Source organism: Streptomyces sp. NPDC048275 (assembly GCF_040652275.1).
In the GTDB taxonomy this organism is placed as follows: domain Bacteria; phylum Actinomycetota; class Actinomycetes; order Streptomycetales; family Streptomycetaceae; genus Streptomyces.
The window spans coordinates 1-18321 of sequence record NZ_JBEZLR010000030.1 but is presented as its reverse complement, the minus strand read 5'-3'; the positions used below and the strand labels follow the sequence as shown (position 1 = coordinate 18321).

Here is an 18321-nt window from a genome sequence, read left to right as displayed (position 1 = left end):
GGCCCGGGGTCGGCGGAGCCGCTGTGGCGCGGGCGGGCTCAGGCCCGCAGGGTGGCGCCGCCGTCGACGTACAGGTCGTGCAGGGTGATGTGACGCGCGCGGTCGGACACGAGGAAGGCGACCGCCTCGGCGACGTCGGAGGGGTCGGCGATCCGGCCGAGCGGGATGCCGGTGCGGTGCGTCGCGAGGTCTCCCTCGACGACGCGTCGCTCGGCGGCTGCCGGGTCCTGCTCGTCGGCGGCGGTCCACATCGCGCGCTGCATGTCGGTCAGAGTCGAGCCGGGGCAGACCGTGTTGCAGCGGACGCCCCGTGAGGCCACTTCCAGGCCCAGGCATTTGGTGAACATCACAGCGGCGGCCTTGGAGGCGGCGTAGGCGGACAGGCCCGCGCGGGGAATGCCGGCCGCGTTCGAGGCGACGGTGACGATGGTGCCGCGGCCGCGCGCGGCCATGCGGCGGGCGGTCGATCGTGAGACGTGGAAAACGCCGCTGGTGTTGACGGCGAACGTGGCCGCCCAGTCCTCGTCCGTCAGGTCCACGACCTGGGAACCCCGCAGGATTCCGGCGACGTTGACTGCGATGTCCATCGCGCCGAGCGCCCGCTCGGCCTCGGCCACGAGGGCCTCGACGGCCGCGGCGTCCGTGACATCCAGTGGGCGGGCGGTGACCTGGTCGCCGTACTTTCCGGCGAGCTCCTCCACGCCCTCGGGATCCACGTCGGTGGCGAGTACGCGGGCGCCGCGTTCCACGAGCGCCGTCACTACCGCCTTGCCGATACCCCGGCCCGCGCCGGTCACGAGGGCGAGCCGTTCGGAGAGTTCAGGGTCGGTACTCACTTGACCATCCCCTTCCGGATGTCGTCGAGCACCGAGACCGCCGCCTGAACACCGCCCCGGCTCGTCCACTTGGAGCCGTTCATCGCGGTCGCGTGCTTGTCGCGTACGGCGTTCAGCTGCCGGTAGGCAGGCTTCTCGGCCAGCTCGTCGAGGAGTTCGGCGTCCGAGCAGGTCGAAGACAGGGTGCCGATGAACAGCCGGTCGCCGTCGATCAGTCGCCGTCGATCTCCTCCTCGCTGATCGGCGTCGAGTGCCCCTCGCCCTTCTCGGTCTGGATACCGGGCTGCTCGAAACCGATGCGCTTCAGGATATCGCCGATCATCACACCCTGCCGCACGACGGCCGTGCCGTACGCCGAGCAGCGGGCCACGGACCCTCTGATCACGCCGTACTCCACAACAAGGTGGGCACCCGGCGCGGGGACACCGACCCGTCACGTCGTCCCCACGATGCGCCAACGAGGACCCCGGGCTAGCGTGAAGGTGTCATCGACGATGACCGCGCTCGCGACACTGCACGTCCGGGGGTAATCCGTGTCGACCAAGACCGATCCGCGCCCCGAGTCGAATACCGAGGCGCGGATCGAGGGGATGCAGCGTCCCTTCCGTGAGGAGGAGGCGAGGGCGAGACCCCGTGAGGCCTACGGCAATCCGTGCACGTGCGGTCCCACCGCGTTCGACCACGCGTTGCCCGCCCCCGCGTCCCAGTTCGTCGACCAGGTCATCGCGCCGCGCAGGTCCGGATAGGTGCGCGACGGCTTGAAGGTGCCGCACCCCGTGCCCTTGGCCAGGCAGTCCAGCGCGTTGTTCACCACGGACGGCGACACGTAACCGCTGCCCGCGCCGCTGGTCGAGGCCGGCAGGCCCAGGCCCACCTGGGACGGGGCGAGGCCGCCCTCCAACTGGATGCAGGCCAGCGCGGTCAGGAAGTCGACGGAGCCCTGGCTGTACACCTTGCCGTCGCAGCCCAGCATCGAACCGCTGTTGTAGTACTGCATGTTGACGACGGTGAGGATGTCCTTGATGTTCAGGGCGGTCTGGAAGTAGGCGTTCGACGTGGACTGCATGTCGATCGTCTGCGGCGCCATCGTGATGATCAGCGAGGCTCCCGCCTTTGCCGAAAGAGACCTCAGCGCCTGTGTCATGTACGTCGCGTTGAGGCCGTTCTCCAGGTCGATGTCGACGCCGTCGAAGCCGTACGTCTGCATGAGCGAGTAGACGGAGTTCGCGAAGTTCGTCGCCGAGGTCGCGTCGGTGACGGCCACCGTGCCGTTCTGGCCGCCGATCGAGATGATCACCTTCTTGCCGGCCGCCTGCTTGGCCTTGATGTCGGCCTTGAACTGGTCGACCGTGTAGCCGCCGAGCCCGGCCGAGTCGAGGGTGAAGCTCACCGCGCCCGGCGTGCCGGTGGCGTCCGCGAACGCCACCGCGATGATGTCGTACGCGGACTGCACAGCGGAGATCTTCTGCACCGTCGCGCCGTTGTTGAAGTTCTGCCAGTACCCCGTGACGGCGTGCTTGGGCAAGGCGCTGCCACCATCGGTCGACGCCTTCGTCGTGCCCGTCACCGCCGCCGACTTCGCCGACTCACCGGCCGAGTTGGTCGCCGTGACCTGGAAGGAGTACGACGTCGAGGCGGCGAGGCCGGAGACGGTCGCCGACGTTCCCGTCGTCGACTGCACCTTCGTACCGCCCTGGTAGACGTTGTAGCCGGTCGCGCCCGACACCGTGTTCCAGGACAGGGAGACGGACGAGGAGGTGGTGGACGAGACGGCCGGAGTGGTCGGCGCCGCGGGGATCGTCGGGGCCGGGTCGCCGCCCCCGCCGCCATCGGGGCCGAACACCGAGAGGTCGTCGGCGTAGTACGCGGCCTGCCCGTACCAACCGTGCGTGTACACCGTCACCGAGGTCGTTGACGCGCCTGTGGTGAAGGTGGTCGTCAGCTGCTTCCAGGAAGAGGAGTCGGGCGTCCAGGTCGACACGTCCGTCGTGCCCGTGCCGGTCGCGCCGAGGTACGCGTACCCGCCCTGCACCCAGGCGCTCAGCGTGTACGTCGAGTTGGGCCGGACCGCGACGGACTGGGTGCACCGGGCGTTGTCCTGCCCGGCGGGCGTCGCCCTGAGCGCGGCCGAGCCGCCGTGCACCGGCGAGGAGACGGTCGTACCGCTGCTCGCGGAACAGGTCCAGTTGCCCAGGCCCGACTCGTAGCCGGCGTTCTTGGCGTTGTTGACGTCCGCGGCCTGGGCCTGGCCCGCCAGGCCGGTGAGGGAGAGGACGGAGGCGGTGACGGCGGTGGCGAGAACTCCCGCCCATTTCTGTCTCCGTCGGGGCAGTCGGGGCATGCGTATCGCGCGGTCCACTGGGACCTCCGGTGAGGGGAGGGGGCGGGGGGGAGGGGATACGGAACGGTGGCCACCGCTGGACGTACAAGGTGGTCCAGACCAATGTGGTTGTCAAGGCCCCCGGCGTCCGTCGATGCCGTCAACCCCCTTGCGGGCATGTCGAGTTGAGGCATATGCGTCTCACTCTCCGTGGATCAAGCCACACCTTCAGTGAGTTGATCTTCCGAAGTCGGTGTTGAGCGGGGCATGCCCTGGATATGGTGCTGATGCAAGGGGACGTCACAGTGACGATCTGCGGCCATCTGTGAATGTTCGTGGCGAAACAGGGGCGATCTGAGGCGGTGGTTGACCACCCCGCCGCAGTGAACGGGGTGTGTGCAGCGTGCCGACCGCGATAGCCGTCACCAGTCCCGACCTGGTGCTCCCACCGCTCGACCGGCAGACCCCGCCCGCGGTCGTCCAGCCCCTGGACAGCCTCGAAAGCTCCCTCACGGCGATGCACGCCCTCATCGAGCAGCACGGGTACGTCATCTCGCTCTACCCGGCGTCCGTCCCCACCGAGGTCACGCGCCGACTGCGCACCGTCCGCTCCGTCCTGGAGAGCGACCGCATCGCCCTGCTCGGCATCGACCTGCCGCCGCTCGGAGTCGCCTTGCTCGCCCAGCAGTTGCGGCAGCTGTCGGTCTGCGACTTCAGTCCGGGCGTGCTCGCCTCCTCCGCCCGGCTGCTCGCCCACTACATCTACGCCGGCGCCCTGCTCGGTTCGGTCGCCAAGCTCGACCGGGTCCCGGTGACGTTGAAGTCGCACGCCAAGTCCTGGGTGCCGGGCGCCCAGTTCGCCGTACTGGCCAATCCGCGACCGCAGCTCGCGCGGATCGGCCAGGAGGAACTCGCCGGACCCGAGTTCGGCACCCGGCTGCTCGTCGCCTCGGGTCAGCCGCCGTCCGACTGGGTCACGGCCACGCTCGCGCCCGCCTGGCGGGTGCAGGGAGTCGAGACCGTGCCGCTGCCGCAGGAGTCGGCGCGCTGGTGGGGCACCACCAAGCTCGCCGAGTTCGCCGCCGGTCTGTACGACGTCTCCGTCCTCTACCAGCTCGTGTCGTCCGTCAGGAGGGAGGAGTGCCACTGGTGCGGCCTCGAACTCATCGGTGACCGTTGCGGGTTCTGCGCCGCGCCACTCCCGCCCCCACAGGAGCTTCCGGCCCCGGCCATCCGGGCAGCATCTTCTGTACGCGCCCTGCCACGAGGCGCCACATAAGCCGCACAGGCACGTCCATGCACACCTGTACACCTGGCTACACATCGCTACACCTGAACTGTCCGCGTCATGCTGCATCACCCCCGGGGGACAACCCTTGGACCCCCGGCAGAAAAAGCAGGCCCGCTCGACTACCCGGTACGCCCAACGCCCCACGAGGTGAGATGTATTGAATCCTCCCCTCCCTAAAGGGAGGGGATTCCTGGCTCACGTTGGCTGCGGACCGGCGGTCCAGCAGCTCTTACACGATCAGCACCAGCCGGGTTGAGACCAGCCCGGACGAGCATCACGCGGGCGGAGTTCTTGTCCCTGGGGGACACGGCTCCGCATGCGGTGCAGGCGTAGGTTCGTTCTGAGAGAGGTAGCGCGTGCTTGGTTCTCGCTCCGCACTGTGCGCAGTCCATGGTGGTGTGCGCGGGGTGTATGAGGTGGAGTTCGCGGCCGTGTTTGCGGGCCATGTGCACGAGGGCTTTCTTGGTCGCGCCGATCGCGGCGTCGGCGGCCTTGCGGGCCATGGTGGACTTGGCGAGGAACTTCGGGCGGAAGTCCTCGACCGCGAGGCGGTCGTGGTCGGTCACGACTTTTTTCGCCCACTTGCGGCCGGTGTCCTCACGCTGCCGCGCGACCTTCTTGTGGAGCTTCGCGGTCTGCCGTTTCGCCTTGCGGTAGCCCTTCGACCCGGGCTGGCCGCGCTGGGGCTTGCGGCGGGCCATCTGGCGCTGGTAGCGGGCCAGGCGCTGCGCCGCGGTCCTGCCGTGCTGCGCGTGCGGGAGGTCGTGGGTGTCCGAGGTGGTGGTCGCGGTCTCCTTCACGCCCCAGTCGATGCCGATCACGTGGCCGGTGGCGGGCAGGGCCGCGGTGGTCGCCGCCACGACGAACGAGGCGTACCAGTGGCCGAGGCTGTCGCGGTGGACACGGACCGAGGACGGCGGCTGGGGCAGGTCCCTCGACCACACCACCGTCAGTCTGATGCCGCCCGCGAGGTGCAGACGCCCGTCCTTGATCCGGAATCCGCGCTGCGTGTAGTTCAGGGTCGGATCGGCCGCGTCCTTCTTCTTGTACTTCGGCATCCCGGCGCGCTGCCGCTGCGGCAGCCGGGCTTTGATGTCCTTCAGAGCCTTCGCGCGGGACTTGGCGAAGTCGCGGATGATTTGCTGCTGCGGCACCGAGCTGCCCTCACGCAGCCACGCGTTCGTGGTGCGGGCCTCGGTCAGCATCCTGTCCAGGTGGGCCGGGCCGCACTTCTCGTCCTCGGCGTACGCCTTCTTCGAGCGGGCGCAGCACTCGTTCCACACCCACCGGCACCGCGCCCACTCCGCCTCAAGGGCGGTGCGGGCGGTCGACGACACACGCAGGCGGTAGGTGTACCGGGCGTGCCCAGCATCCCCGGCCTGTCCTTTTGCTGTCGCCATGACGTCATATATACGGCACTATTGCATGTTCAGGCAACTACAGTGGTGGCATGGATGAAGAGAAACGCATCACCGTCAGACTCCCCGCCGAGCTCCACGAACGCCTCGCCGCTCAGGCGAAGCGGGACCGCAGGTCGGTCAACGGCGAGATCGTGTACCTCCTGGAGGTCGCCCTCACCGATCCGTCAGCAGACGGCGAATCGCCCTGACGGCGATTCGCCTTTCCCTGCCCTGCTCCGCAGGAGTCCGCTTCCTCCCCGGCCTGAAGGCCGGGGCATCCTCGGAGGAGTCCGGTGAACTCGCGCCAGCGCCGCGGCATCATCCTGCTGGTCCTCTCGGTCCTGTGCGCCCTGGGCGCCTTCGCCGGAGTGCTCTCGGTGATCCGTGACGTGAACTCCAAGGTCGGCCCGGAGGTGGCGGCGTACCGCCTGAAGAGCGACATCGCGCCCTACAAGGAGCTGTCGGCCGATCAGTTCCAGAAGATCTCGATGCCCGAGCGGTGGCTGTCGGACACGGCGGTCACCGACCTCTCCCAGATCCGCGGGAAGATCGCGGTCACCACGCTGGAGAAGGGCTCCCTGCTCCAGAGCGACATGATCGTGGACCGGCCCGCACTGGAGGCCGGCCAGCAGGAGATCGCGATCATGATCGACGCGGCGACGGGCGTGGCCGGAAAGATCGACCCGGGCTCACGGGTCAACATCTACGCCACCTTCAAGGCCGAGGACGGCAAGGGCACCGACCAGTCCAGGGTCATCGTCGAGGGCGCCCGCGTCATCGACGTCGGCAAGCTCACCGCCCTCGACCCCGACCAGTCCAGCTCCGAACGCAGCCGCACCGCCACCCAGGCCGTCCCCATCACCTTCGCGCTCGGTACCGCCGACGCCCAACGCGTCGCGTACGCCGAGTCGTTCGCCGAACACGTCCGGCTCGCCCTGGTCGCGGGCGGCTCCGACCCGGCCGTCGCCCCCGGTGACCGCACGTACACCCTCGACGAGGACAAGTAGGAGGCCGCGCATGAGGTCCACGCCCACGGGGCTGTGCCGATGACCATTCGTATCCTCCCGGCCGTCGGCGACATCGACTCGGCCCGCGCGCTCGCCACGCTGCTGAGCCAGCTCGCGGACGCCGAACCCGCCCCTCCCGTCCCCGACTCCACAGCCCTCCTCGACACCCTCGCCCGCCTCGCGGCCGAGTCGCTCGACGAGCTGCCCGAGGTCGTCCTCGTCCACGAACGGATAGGCCCCGTCCCGGCGTTGGACCTGATCCGCGACCTGGTGCTGCGCTTCCCGGCGGTCGGCGTCGTCCTCATCACCGCCGACACCAGCACCAGCGTCCTCACCGCCGCGATGGACTCCGGCGCCCGCGGCATCATCGGCCTGCCTCTGGGCTACGACGCCCTCGCCGAACGCGTCCAGGCCGCGGCGGGCTGGTCGCTGGGCATGCGCCGCCACCTCGGCAGCGGTACGCCCGAGCTGTACGCGGGCCCCGGCGGCACCGTCGTCGCCGTCACCGGGGCGAAGGGCGGCGTCGGCGCGACGGTCACGGCCGTCCAACTCGCCCTCGCCGCCCAGGCGTCGGGCCGCAGCGTCGCCCTGGTCGACCTCGATCTCCAGTCCGGGGACGTGGCCTCCTACCTGGACGTCCAGTTCCGCAGGTCGGTCGCCGACCTCGCCGCGATCAGCGACATCAACCCGCGCGTCCTCCAGGACGCCGTCTACACCCACGACAGCGGCATCGGCCTCCTCCTCGCCCCCGCCGAGGGCGAACGCGGCGAGGAGGTCACCGACCGGGTGACCCGCCAGGTCCTGTCCACCCTGCGCTCCCGCCACGACGTGGTGGTGGTCGACTGCGGTTCACAGATGAACTCCGCGACCGCGGCCGCCGTCGAGATGGCCGACCAGGCGCTGCTCCTCGTCACTCCCGACGTCGTCGCCGTCCGCGCCGCCAAACGCATGGTCCGCATGTGGGACCGCCTCCAGATCCGCAAGGCGGAGGAGACGACGACCGTCGTCAACCGTTTCGCGCGCGGTACGGAGATCCAGCCCTCCCTCGTCGAACGCGTCACCGGCACCAAGGTCGCCCGCTCCGCGGTCCCCGCCGCGTTCAAGGAACTCCAGTCGGTGGTCGACGCGGGCCGGCTCCAGGACCTCGACGCCCGCTCCACGGTCAAGCAGGCGCTGTGGGCGCTTGCGGGGGAGCTGGGGCTCGTCGTGACCCAGGAGACCGGCGGCAGGCGTCGTAAGGCATCCGCCGACCGCGGGGTGCCGGCCCTGCGGCGCCGGGGCGGCGACCGGGGCGCGGTGACCCTCGAATTCGCCGGGATGTTCCCGCTCCTCCTCGTCGTGATGACGATCCTGTGGCAGTGCGTGCTGTACGGCTACTCGTACTCGTTGGCCGGGAACGCGGCGGACGAGGCGGCTCGGGCGGCCACGGCGGCGTACGCGCTCGACCCCGCGGCCTTCCAGGGCGCGTGCGCGACGGCAGGGAACCAGCACCTGCCCAGCGCGTGGAACGGCGCCGAGATCAACTGCAACCCGGCGGGCTCGGTCATGACGGCCACCGTCGACGTCGACGTACCGCTGTTCTTCCCGGGGTTCGACGCGGGGTGGCAGGTCAGCGGGAAGGCGGGCGCGGCGCTGGAGGGGGACAACTGATGAGGCCAATCCGGAAGCTGAGGGGGAGGCCGAACAGGAGTCTGAGGCGCAGGCTCCGCGACGACCGGGGCGTCTCCATACTGGAGTTCGCCGGGTTCCTGCCCATCCTGCTCGTCATCGGGATGGCCGCCATCCAGCTCGGCCTCATCGGGTACGGCATCAACCAGGCCGGCTCCGGGGCGCGAGCCGCCGCGCGGGTCGCCTCGCAGGGTGGCGACGGCACGGCGGCCGGACAGGCCGCGGTGAGCGGCTGGCTCAGCCCGACCGTGCCGGAGCTCTACGAGGACCCCGACCTGACCACGGCGAAGGTCACGGTCACCGTCCCCAACATCATCCCCCTCTTCGACGACGTGCCCATAAGCCGCCACGCCACCATGCCCACCGACGACTGACCCCACGACCGACCGGGAGGAGCTGAACCCATGAGCCTGCGCAGCCGACTGTCCACCCCCGACGAGTCAGGCCCCGCCCGCGAAGACGGACACCTCGTCGCCATCTACCGCGCCAAGCTCCTCGAAGAGATCGACCTCGCCGAGATGTCGAGCCTGGCGGCGGCCGAACGCCGGGTACGCCTGGAGCGCGTACTCGGCCACATCATCAGCCGCGAGGGCCCGGTCCTCTCCTCCGCGGAGCGCGCCCAGCTGATCCGCCGCGTCGTGGACGAAGCGCTCGGCCTCGGTGTCCTCGAACCGCTCCTCGCCGACGCGTCGATCACCGAGATCATGGTCAACGGGCCGGACTCCATCTTCGTGGAGCGAGCGGGACGCGTGGAACAGCTCCCCCTCCGCTTCGCCTCGAACGAGCAGCTCATGCAGACCATCGAGCGCATCGTCTCCACGGTCAACCGGCGTGTCGACGAGTCGAATCCGATGGTCGACGCCCGCCTCCCCACCGGCGAACGCGTCAACGTCATCATCCCGCCGCTCTCCCTCACCGGCCCCACCCTCACCATCCGCCGCTTCCCCCGCGCGTACACGCTCCCGGAGCTGATCGGCCTCGGCTCCCTCGACGAGCAGATGCTCATGCTCCTCGCGGCCTTCGTCCGCGCCCGCTTCAACGTCATCGTCAGCGGCGGCACCGGCAGCGGCAAGACGACCCTGCTCAACGCCCTGTCCGGCCTGATCCCGTCCCACGAACGCATCATCACCATCGAGGACTCGGCCGAACTCCAGCTCCAGCAGGAGCACGTCATCCGCCTCGAGTCCCGCCCCCCGAACGTCGAGGGCAAGGGCCAGATCACCATCCGCGACCTGGTCCGCAACTCCCTGCGTATGCGCCCCGACCGCATCATCGTCGGTGAGGTCCGCGGCGGTGAGACCCTCGACATGCTCCAGGCCATGTCGACCGGCCACGACGGTTCCCTCGCCACCGTCCACGCGAACTCCGCCGAGGACGCCCTGATGAGGCTCCAGACCCTCGGCTCGATGTCCGAGGTGCAGATTCCCTTCGAGGCGCTGAAGGACCAGATCAACTCGGCCGTGGAGGTCGTCGTCCAGCTCTCCCGGCACGCCGACGGCTCCCGCAAGGTCACCGAGATCGCCCTGCTGGTCTCGCACGGCCGCGAACAGTTCCGCATCGTGCCCGTCACCCGCTTCGTCACCCGACCCGCCGGCCCCGACCGCGTCGTCCACGGCCACTTCGAGCACCTCCCGCTGCCGCGTCCGGTCGCCGAGAAGCTGTACGTCGCGGGCGAGCCGCTGCCGCCCGCCTTCGGCGTGGTCGAGGCCATCGACGTACTCGACACAAGGCAGGCCATCGGATGACATCCCCCACCTCCGACACCCCGGAAGGGAGCCGGCCATGAACGACCCCGCCCTCCTCGCCCTCGGTGCCACCGTCCTCGGCGGCACCCTCGCCGTCGCGGGCGTGCACACGTACGCGTCCGGGCGTGCCCAGCGGCAGGCCCTCGTCGACCGTCTCGCCGGCGGCGGCCCGCTGCGTACGGCGGCCGGGCGCGCACGACGTTTCGCGGCCGTCGACCGCCGGCTGCGCCGCACCCGCCTCGGCCGCACCATCCAGCTGCGGCTGTCGGCGACCGGCCTCGATGTGACAGCGGGGGAGTTCGCCACGTACGTCACCGCGGTCGTCGTCGCACTGTGGCTGATCGCGGCATCGGCGCTGGCGCCGTTCTTCGGCCCGATCGCCGCGCTCGTCGGCGTCTGGAGCGCGGCCATCTTCCTCAACTGGCAGCGTCAGAAACGCATCGAGGCCTTCATCAACCAACTCCCCGACGTGGCCCGTCTGCTGGCCAACGCGACGGCGGCGGGCCTTGCCCTGCGCACCGCACTCGCCATGGCGGCGGAGGAACTGGAGGCCCCAGCGGGCGAGGAACTCGCCTATGTGGCCGACCAGTTGATGCTGGGCCGCACCATCGACGACGCCCTCGGTGAACTCGCGGAACGCCTCCCCTCCCGCGAACTGATCGTCCTCGTCACGACGCTGGTCCTGGCCAACAAGGCGGGCGGTTCGGTGGTCAGTTCGCTGCGCAACCTCACCCAGACCCTGGAGGACCGCAAGGAGACCCGCCGTGAGGTCCGCACGATGCTCTCCGAGGTCAACGCGACGGCCTTCACCGTCCCCCTCCTGGGCCTCGGCTCACTTCTCCTGATCAACTCCTCGAACGAAGGCGCCCTCGCCCGGGTCACCGGCTCAGGACTCGGCCAGGCCCTGATCCTGATCTCGCTCGGCCTCTACACCGTCGGCTTCTTCGTCATCCGCCGCCTCGGCAAGATCGAAGTATGAGGGAGGGGTTATGTTGCCGGCCTTGCTGCTAGCTCTCCTGATGGGCGCGGCTGTCGCGGGCGTCTTCCTCGGCATCCGCATGATCCGCGCCGACGCCAAGCTCCCCAGCGACCTCGCGCTCGCCCTGGAGGTCGGCGGAACCCGCGTCTCCAAGGCGGACTCCGCCGTCGACCGCCTCGGCATGCGCTTCGCGCCCACGGTCCTGCGTCTGATGGGCCCCCGCCGCGTCGACGCCAAGCGCCGCCGTATCGACATGGCGGGCAACCCCGGCGGCCTGACCCTCAACCGCTACGCCGCCCGCCGCGCGGTGTACGGCATCTTCGGCGTCGTACTCGCTCTCGTCTTCCTCTCCAACGGCAGCCTCCTCCTCGCCGCCCTCACGCTGGCCTTCGGCCTCGTCGCCGCCGACGCCCTCATCTGGCAGGCCGTCCGCGAGCGCAAGGAGGTCATCGACCGCACCCTTCCCGACTTCCTCGACGTCCTCGCGGTCGTGGTCTCGGCGGGCCTCGGTTTCCGGCAGGCGCTGGACCGGGTGGCGGAGAAGTACGAGGGCCCGTGGGCGGACGAGCTGCGCATCACCCTGCGCCAGATGGACATGGGCGTCAGCCGCCGTCAGGCCTTCGACGAGCTGCGCAAGCGCAACTCCTCCGAGCAGGTCGCCCAGTTCGTGTCGGCCCTGCAACAGGGCGAGGAGCTGGGCTCCCCGATCGCCGAGACCCTCATCCAGCTCGCCACGGACATGCGCCGAACGGATGCCCAGAACGCCCGCCGCCGCGCCGCCAAGACCATCCCCAAGGCGACGATGGTGACGCTCGTCTTCATGCTCCCGGCGACGATGATCCTGATCGCGACGGGCATGTTCCTGGGCTCGGGCTCGGACTTCGGCTCGATTCTGGGCCGATGATGAGCAGCCGCCGTACCCACCCCGCCGCGAAGCACCCGGAAGCCGGGCGCCGGTGGCCGTGCGGCGATACCGGCAAGGTGTCGCCGGAAGCCGGGGCAGGCACGGGCTGGCGCCGGGGCGGCGCCGGATACCTGGCGGACGACGCTCCGGCCCCCGCCAGCATCCGCCTCCAGCTGAGCGCCCTCCAGGCCCTGTGCCGCCAGGCCTTCGCCGTACGCCTCGCCGCGATCGCGATCGGCGCCCCCTTCGCGATGGCCAACGCGACGGACGGCCCGCCCGGCTACACGGTCCTGGCCGCCGCCGTCCTCGGCGTCATGGGCTCGTACGCCATGCTCAGGGACTGGGACCGCTTCGGCCCCCGCCTGCTGGCCCACCCCACTCTCATGGCCGTGGACCTGACGTTCGGCGCGATCCTGATCCTGACGGCCTCCCCCGCGTCCCCCCTCGCCTACGCGACGGTCTGCACGCCGCTCCTGGCGGGCCTGCTGTACGGGTGGCGCGGCTCGGGAGTCTTCACGGGCCTGCAACTGATCGTCCTGGTGACGGTCTACAGGGCGTGGCAACACCACCCGGGAGCCGGCGCCAACACCCTCCTGATCGCGGGCTTCTGCATCGGCGCGGGCATCATCGGCGTGACCCTGCGCAACCTCATGTTCCGCTTCGGTACGGCGAGCCAGGCGCTGTCGGAGGCGAACTCCCGCCTGGCGGTGGCGGAGGCCGTGGAATCCGAACGGGCCCGGCTGGCCCGGGAGATGCACGACTCGGTCGCGAAGACCCTGCACGGCCTGGCGTTGGCGGCGGAGGCGCTGGCGGCCTCGGCGTCGGCGCAGGACGCGGACCCGCACACGCTGAAGAGCCAGGCGACGATCGTCGCGGGGGCGGCCCGCCGGGCGGCGGCGGAGTCCCGCGACCTCCTGTCCGACCTGCGCCGCCATACGGACCTGACGACCCCGGACACGGACGTCCTGTCCGAACTGGCGCCATGTGTCAGCGAATTCGCATCCCGTACACACCTCACCACCACCCTCCGGCACCGGGGCGGGCGCCGCCCGATCCTGCCCTACGCCACCGCCCACCACGTTCTGGCGATCGTGTCCGAGGCCCTGGAGAACACCCACCGACACGCCGGCGCGACGACGGTGACGGTCGAACTGGCGGTGACGGACGACGAGTTCGTCCTACGAGTCGAGGACGACGGAGTGGGCATCCCCCGCACCCCCACCCTCGACGACCTGACCAGAACCGGCCATTTCGGCCTGCTCGGCATGGTGGAACGAGCCGCGTCCGTAGGCGGCCGCATCGACCTGAACCGTTCCCCGCAAGGAGGCGCGGAGGTCCACCTGACCCTCCCGCTCCGCACTGCCGCCCTCCACCGTCCCCCCACTCCCCAAGAGGAGGCCGCACATGCCTGACCAGGCACTTCCCGGCCCGCCCCTCCGTGTACTCGTGGCCGACGACAACCCGGTCGTCCGGGCCGGCCTGACCGCGCTGCTGGGCGGCCACCCGGATCTCGAGGTGGTCGCGGAGGCGGCGAACGGCGAGGAGGCGCTCCGGTCCGCCGACCGCCTCACCCCGGACGTCGTCCTCCTCGACGTCCGCATGCCCGGCACGGACGGCCTCACGGCCCTGCCCGACCTGGCCCGGATCGCCCCCGTGATGATGCTGACGTACAGCCGTGAACCCGAGGTCGTGGCCGAGGCGTTGCGCCGGGGTGCCGTCGGCTATCTCGTCCACGGCGAGTTCACGGCGGCCGAACTGATCACCGCCGTACGCGAGGTGCGGTACGCGAAGCCGACTGTCCCGGTTTCACTCGGTGTTTCGTACGAACCGAACGAATCCTCTTCGCATCTGCAACCATCTGTGGCACAGTCGTCAAAGGCTCACCCCGGCTTCGCGGCACGACTCCACCGCCGCGTGCCCAACCGGCTCGACTTCGGCCTGAGTTCAAGGGAGGTGGAGGTGATGGACCTCATCGCGACCGGCATGAGCAACCGCCAGATCGCCGCCACCTGCTTCATCAGCGAGAAGACCGTCAAGAACCACATCAACCGCATCTTCGCAAAGCTGCACAGTACTTCGCGCAGCGAAGCGATCGCCCACTGGTTGGGTACGGCACGGGAGGGGTGGAGCCGATGACTCCGCCGGCCGGAAGTTGGGCCCCTGGACCCACCCGGAGTACGCGCGTTCTCACGTACGGTGCTCAGGTTGATGGTTGTGGCGTCGGGCGGGAGGGCTGTGACGATGAGCGACGGGTTCAGCAGGTGGGCGCGGACCGTTGTTTCCCGGATGCGGGGGAAGGGGCGGGATGCGGGGGCGGGGTTTGTGGAGTATGCGGGCCTACTGATCATCATTGCGGGGATCTTCACGTTGGTCGACAGCCTGGGGCTGGACAACCTGATCTCGACCGCGATCCTCAACGCGGTTACGGACGTCATCGGCGGCGGCTGACCTCCGCACAACTGCGGAGTGACAGAGGGCAGACTCTCCCCATCTACATCTGGCTGACGGGGATTCTGCTCCTTGCCGCATTCGCCTTCTTCGCATTCGCCCAAGCAGCGTCCGCCCGCAATGGAGCTCAATCCGCGGCGGACGCTGCGGCGTTGGCCGCGGCGCAGGATGCGCGGGATGAGCTGATGGACAAGCTGGGTGACGCCATCGGCGAGGACGACAACTGGCTTGACTGGATAGACGGCATACTGGACCCAGAGGGTGCGGGCGCCACCGCAGCGGCTCAACTGTTGGCTGCCGAAAACGACTCGACCCTCCAGGGGGGAGTTCAGCCCACTGAGACGGGGGGCTATCCCGGCTACCGGGTCGACATTCAGACCAACTACACCGTCGGCAAGTCGTTCATCCCCGGTACTGAGGACATGCACGCACAGGCCCATGCCGTCGCCATCATCCAGCCGCGCTGCGATTTCGATCTGGACGCGGATCCTCAAAAGCCCGTTGAACTGAACTGTGACGGCGAGATCGTGAACATCGACCCGGGAGATTTCGATCCGGTCGACCTTCCGGACGCGTCCGTGCTGTTCTCCGTGCGTCTGGCCGAGTGAGAGGAAGCCGTACCGATGGACTTTCGGCACACTATGAAGGGCCGCAGGGCGCTGAGCGCGGTGGCGATCACGGCTGGGCTGCTCCTCACAGTGGCCGGCTGTGGCGGGGGAGGGGACGGGGAGTCCGAGAAGGAGGGCTCGACGCCGTCGGCTCCGGCGAAGAGCAGCGGCAACGGTGACGCGTCGGACTCGAAGGAGCCGGCGGCGGACTCGGCGCTCGCTGAGGTCAAGGGCGAGAACGGCCTGACGCTCGCCGTCACGTCCGCCAAGCGTGCCGAGGGGGGCTTCGTGACCGTTGAGGGGACGGTCACGAACAACACGGACAACATCTGGATCGCGGGGAACTGGCGTGGCGACGAGCGCGAGTTGGCGAAGAACGGTGCCTCCATCGCGGGCGCAACCCTGATCGACCAGAAGGGCAAGAAGAAGTACTTCATCCTTCGCGACACCTCGGGCCGTTGCCTGTGCACCCAATTCAGCGGCGGCGTCCAGCAGGGGGCGACCGCCACGTGGTTCGCTCAGTTCCCGGCACCCCCAGCGGACACCACCCAGGTCGACTTCCTCGTGGGGTCCATGCCCCCCGCCACCATCGAACTCTCCGAGGGCGAGTAGCCATGGCCCTCCCGCCCCGCACCGCCGCGACGACGCTCACGGCCCTCGCCGTACTGGTCACCCTGAGCCTCCCCGTCGGCCCGGCGTACGCCGATGACACCGACCCCAGTGCTCCACCGGGCAGTGTCACCACTTCCCCGCCGCCCGAAGTGGACGGGAACAGCCCGGGGCTGAAGCTCGCCGACGGTGCGACGCTCGCGGCTGCCAAGGTGCTGGACATCAAGTCGATCGTCGAAGACCTGGGTGGTGAGGAGCGGCGTGTGGACACGAACGAGAACGTGACGTTCGCTCTCCAGGCCGAGGTCCTCTTCCCCAAGGACAGCTCGAAACTGAACCCGGAAGCCCGCTCCCGTATCCGGGCGATCGCGGACGAGATCAAGGCCCAGAACGCGACGACGGTCAGAGTCTTCGGCTTCACCGACAACCTCGGCTCGTACGCCCACGGCCTGACCCTCTCCAAGAACCGCGCGGAAATCGTCCACGACGAGCTGGCGGCGGCGCTCGGCTCGACGGACGTCACCTTCGAGGTGCGCGGCTACAGCGAGGACTACCCGATCGCGGACAACGCGTCGGAGCAGGGCCGCAGGAAGAACCGCCGGGTGGAGGTGACGTTCCCGAGGGGTGCGTCGGCAGCCTCCAACGAAAGCTGAGGCCTTGCGGGGGCGAGCCTGCCCCTCTCCTCGCCCGAGGAACTCCGCTCCGCCGTCAAACACCCACGGCGCGGACCTTGTCCCCGCAGAGCTTGTTCATGTCGTCCGCGTCGGATGTGACGATGATGCGCGGCCCCGAGTAGCCCAGGGCTGTCGCAGCCACGACGGAGTCGATCGCGTACTTGTGGCCGTGTAGGCCCGCGTTCCGCAACAGGTCGATGGCCCGCCAGGTGACCGCGTCTGTGACGGGGAGAACCTCCAGCCGCGACGCATGCCACCGGAGGCCGTCCATGCGGGCCTTTGCGTGCCACGCCTCGATCAGCGTCAGATTGCTCACGGCAACGAGCGTGTCCTTGGCCTGTGCGGTGCGGATCAATCCCGTGACGTACGGGTCGTCGGCCATGAACTTGGTCAGTCCATCGCTGTCGAGGAGCAGGATGCCGTGACTCAACCGGCCTTGTGCGCACGCCATTCCGGGTCCTCGTCCCCATCGGGAGTGTCTGTCGACGGCTCGTTCGCCGCCAATGCCTCGGCCTCGCGGAAGATCTCCGCGGCCCACTCCTGAATCTCCGGGGATGGCGAGCCGATCTCCGCTTCCTTCGCCTGGAGTAGTTCCTCCAGCAGATCGCGTTGTATCTGCCGCTCCACCGCCGCGCTGACGTACGCCGAGAAGCCGCGTGCGCCCACTCGTTGCTTGACCGCCGCGATGCGCCCTGCGGGCATGGACACGCTGACTTTCTGGGCCGGGCCCTCGTCCTTGCCGTACTCCTCGATGCCGGTCATGTCACCAGGCTAGCGCCGAGTGGCAAAGAAAGTGGTAAACCTGTGCTCAGGGGAGTGTCCCCGAGCCTGCCCTCGTGCCCTCTCCCGCCCGTCATCGGCGGCCCCTCTCCGCCTTCTCGTCTGGGTGATTGGCGCATTTGGGCCAACGCAGGCCCGCTCATAGCCGCACTGGGCGGCAGGAGCGTGGCCCAAACGTGCCAATTGCCGAGTAGGGCCGAGTAACACGGGGCGGCCGACTTCCCACTCCGCTGTATCCGGAGGATGCCGGCGGGGCATGCCGACACGGTCGGCGGCATCCGGTCGAACGGTCGAGTCTCCTGCCACGATGCCCCAGCAATGACTCCCACACGACCAGGTGAGGCCCGCGCATGCGAAAGATCGTCCTGATGATGTCGGTGTCCCTCGACGGATTCATCGAGGGGCCGAACCGTGAGATCGACTGGCATGTGGTCGACGCCGAGCTGCACCGGCACTTCAATCGGGAGATCCGGAAGATGGGCGCTCTGCTGAGCGGGCGGATGACGTACGAGCTGATGGCCGGGTTCTGGCCGACGGCCGACAAGGATCCGGAGGCTGCGCCCGAAGTGGTCGAGTTCGCCGGGATCTGGCGGAACATGCCCAAGGTGGTGTTCTCGCGGACGATCGAGCGCGCCGAGCGGCACACCACCATCGTGCGGGAGGTCGTGCCTGAGGAGATCCGGGCCCTCAAGGAGCAGCCGGGCGGGCATCTGGGGCTCGGCGGGGCCGATCTCGCCGCCGCGTTCATGCGACACGATCTCGTGGACGAATTCTGGGTGTACGTCCATCCGGTGCTGCTCGGGCGCGGCAAGCCGCTGTTCCCGGAGGCGGACGCTCTGACCCGGCTCCGGCTCATCGAGGCGCGGGTCTTCGGCAACGGGGTGGTGCAGCTGCGGTACGAGCGTGCCAACGCCGCTGAATCCTAAGGCCGACCGGCAATTGGTGGGCGGCGTCGCGGGGGTCTGGCACGCACATCTGCCGCGTTGTCGTCGGTCGCGATGGCTCCGCCATCACTCCCTCCTCCGCCTTGCAGCTGCACGCACCAGACCCCG

At 69.4% G+C, this 18321-nt stretch carries 20 protein-coding genes and 1 pseudogene; 15 read left to right on the top strand and 6 right to left on the bottom strand.

What is annotated here, in order from left to right; all coding sequences use genetic code 11:
- Positions 1 to 38: 38 nt before the first annotated feature.
- From AB0D57_RS19590 to AB0D57_RS19580, 3 genes and pseudogenes are all read right to left on the bottom strand, one after another.
- Positions 39 to 836 carry a 2,3-dihydro-2,3-dihydroxybenzoate dehydrogenase gene (locus tag AB0D57_RS19590; RefSeq protein WP_362073931.1) on the bottom strand — a complete coding sequence of 266 codons (798 nt, stop codon included), beginning with the start codon at positions 834 to 836 and terminating at the stop codon, positions 39 to 41.
- Positions 833 to 1209: pseudogene (locus AB0D57_RS19585) on the bottom strand (iron-siderophore ABC transporter substrate-binding protein); the annotation flags it as partial. The gene AB0D57_RS19590 and the pseudogene AB0D57_RS19585, both read right to left, overlap by 4 nt.
- Before the next feature lie 267 nt (positions 1210 to 1476).
- Positions 1477 to 3177, bottom strand: a complete 1701-nt coding sequence (locus AB0D57_RS19580) for a glycosyl hydrolase family 18 protein (protein ID WP_362074123.1) — start codon at positions 3175 to 3177, stop codon at positions 1477 to 1479.
- Between the two features lie 382 nt (positions 3178 to 3559).
- On the opposite strand from AB0D57_RS19580, the gene AB0D57_RS19575 reads away from it, so the two are divergent.
- On the top strand, positions 3560 to 4435 hold the full coding sequence (locus AB0D57_RS19575) for a hypothetical protein (protein ID WP_362073928.1): 876 nt from the start codon (positions 3560 to 3562) through the stop codon (positions 4433 to 4435).
- A gap of 185 nt (positions 4436 to 4620) precedes the next feature.
- Here AB0D57_RS19575 and AB0D57_RS19570 read toward each other — a convergent pair whose 3' ends face one another.
- Complete coding sequence (locus tag AB0D57_RS19570) at positions 4621 to 5847, bottom strand: transposase (protein WP_362073925.1); 1227 nt, start codon at positions 5845 to 5847, stop codon at positions 4621 to 4623.
- Positions 5848 to 5897: 50 nt separating this feature from the next.
- Between AB0D57_RS19570 and AB0D57_RS19565 the strand changes: the two genes are divergently transcribed.
- The 13 genes from AB0D57_RS19565 (at position 5898) to AB0D57_RS19505 (ending at position 16468) form a co-directional block, all read left to right on the top strand.
- Positions 5898 to 6056 carry an Arc family DNA-binding protein gene (locus tag AB0D57_RS19565; protein WP_362073922.1) on the top strand — a complete coding sequence of 53 codons (159 nt, stop codon included), beginning with the start codon at positions 5898 to 5900 and terminating at the stop codon, positions 6054 to 6056.
- Positions 6057 to 6140: 84 nt separating this feature from the next.
- The gene (cpaB, locus tag AB0D57_RS19560; RefSeq protein WP_362073919.1) at positions 6141 to 6854 is read left to right on the top strand and encodes a Flp pilus assembly protein CpaB; all 714 of its coding nucleotides are present in this window, start codon (positions 6141 to 6143) and stop codon (positions 6852 to 6854) included.
- 39 nt (positions 6855 to 6893) lie between these two features.
- Complete coding sequence (locus tag AB0D57_RS19555; protein WP_362073916.1) at positions 6894 to 8504, top strand: AAA family ATPase; 1611 nt, start codon at positions 6894 to 6896, stop codon at positions 8502 to 8504.
- A complete protein-coding gene (locus AB0D57_RS19550; RefSeq protein ID WP_362073913.1) occupies positions 8504 to 8896 on the top strand; it encodes a TadE family protein in 393 nt (130 codons plus the stop codon). Before AB0D57_RS19555 ends, AB0D57_RS19550 begins: the two co-directional genes overlap by 1 nt.
- A gap of 30 nt (positions 8897 to 8926) precedes the next feature.
- Entirely contained in the window at positions 8927 to 10267 is a 1341-nt protein-coding gene (locus tag AB0D57_RS19545) for a CpaF family protein (RefSeq protein WP_362073910.1), read from the top strand.
- 37 nt (positions 10268 to 10304) lie between these two features.
- Positions 10305 to 11246: a type II secretion system F family protein gene (locus AB0D57_RS19540; RefSeq protein WP_362073907.1), complete on the top strand. Its 942-nt coding sequence runs from the start codon at positions 10305 to 10307 to the stop codon at positions 11244 to 11246.
- Positions 11247 to 11256: 10 nt separating this feature from the next.
- Complete coding sequence (locus AB0D57_RS19535; protein ID WP_362073904.1) at positions 11257 to 12150, top strand: DUF5936 domain-containing protein; 894 nt, start codon at positions 11257 to 11259, stop codon at positions 12148 to 12150.
- Positions 12147 to 13562 (top strand): ATP-binding protein, encoded by a 1416-nt coding sequence (locus tag AB0D57_RS19530; protein WP_362073901.1) that lies wholly within the window; start codon positions 12147 to 12149, stop codon positions 13560 to 13562. Before AB0D57_RS19535 ends, AB0D57_RS19530 begins: the two co-directional genes overlap by 4 nt.
- On the top strand, positions 13555 to 14286 hold the full coding sequence (locus tag AB0D57_RS19525; RefSeq protein WP_362073898.1) for a response regulator transcription factor: 732 nt from the start codon (positions 13555 to 13557) through the stop codon (positions 14284 to 14286). The genes AB0D57_RS19530 and AB0D57_RS19525 overlap by 8 nt, the downstream gene beginning before the upstream one ends.
- A 105-nt stretch (positions 14287 to 14391) precedes the next feature.
- Complete coding sequence (locus AB0D57_RS19520) at positions 14392 to 14598, top strand: hypothetical protein (RefSeq protein ID WP_362074120.1); 207 nt, start codon at positions 14392 to 14394, stop codon at positions 14596 to 14598.
- Positions 14595 to 15206, top strand: a complete 612-nt coding sequence (locus AB0D57_RS19515) for a pilus assembly protein TadG-related protein (RefSeq protein WP_362074117.1) — start codon at positions 14595 to 14597, stop codon at positions 15204 to 15206. The genes AB0D57_RS19520 and AB0D57_RS19515 overlap by 4 nt, the downstream gene beginning before the upstream one ends.
- Before the next feature lie 15 nt (positions 15207 to 15221).
- Entirely contained in the window at positions 15222 to 15818 is a 597-nt protein-coding gene (locus tag AB0D57_RS19510) for a hypothetical protein (protein ID WP_362073895.1), read from the top strand.
- Positions 15819 to 15820: 2 nt separating this feature from the next.
- Positions 15821 to 16468, top strand: coding sequence for an OmpA family protein (locus AB0D57_RS19505; protein ID WP_362073892.1), 648 nt, complete (start codon positions 15821 to 15823; stop codon positions 16466 to 16468).
- Positions 16469 to 16523: 55 nt separating this feature from the next.
- On the opposite strand, the gene AB0D57_RS19500 is transcribed toward AB0D57_RS19505, so the two are convergent.
- Together AB0D57_RS19500 and AB0D57_RS19495 are read right to left on the bottom strand one after the other, a co-directional pair.
- The gene (locus tag AB0D57_RS19500; RefSeq protein WP_362073889.1) at positions 16524 to 16919 is read right to left on the bottom strand and encodes a PIN domain-containing protein; all 396 of its coding nucleotides are present in this window, start codon (positions 16917 to 16919) and stop codon (positions 16524 to 16526) included.
- Positions 16916 to 17251, bottom strand: a complete 336-nt coding sequence (locus AB0D57_RS19495) for a hypothetical protein (RefSeq protein WP_362073886.1) — start codon at positions 17249 to 17251, stop codon at positions 16916 to 16918. The genes AB0D57_RS19500 and AB0D57_RS19495 overlap by 4 nt, the downstream gene beginning before the upstream one ends.
- Positions 17252 to 17619: 368 nt before the next feature.
- Between AB0D57_RS19495 and AB0D57_RS19490 the strand changes: the two genes are divergently transcribed.
- Positions 17620 to 18195 carry a dihydrofolate reductase family protein gene (locus tag AB0D57_RS19490; protein ID WP_362073883.1) on the top strand — a complete coding sequence of 192 codons (576 nt, stop codon included), beginning with the start codon at positions 17620 to 17622 and terminating at the stop codon, positions 18193 to 18195.
- Positions 18196 to 18321 lie beyond the last annotated feature (126 nt).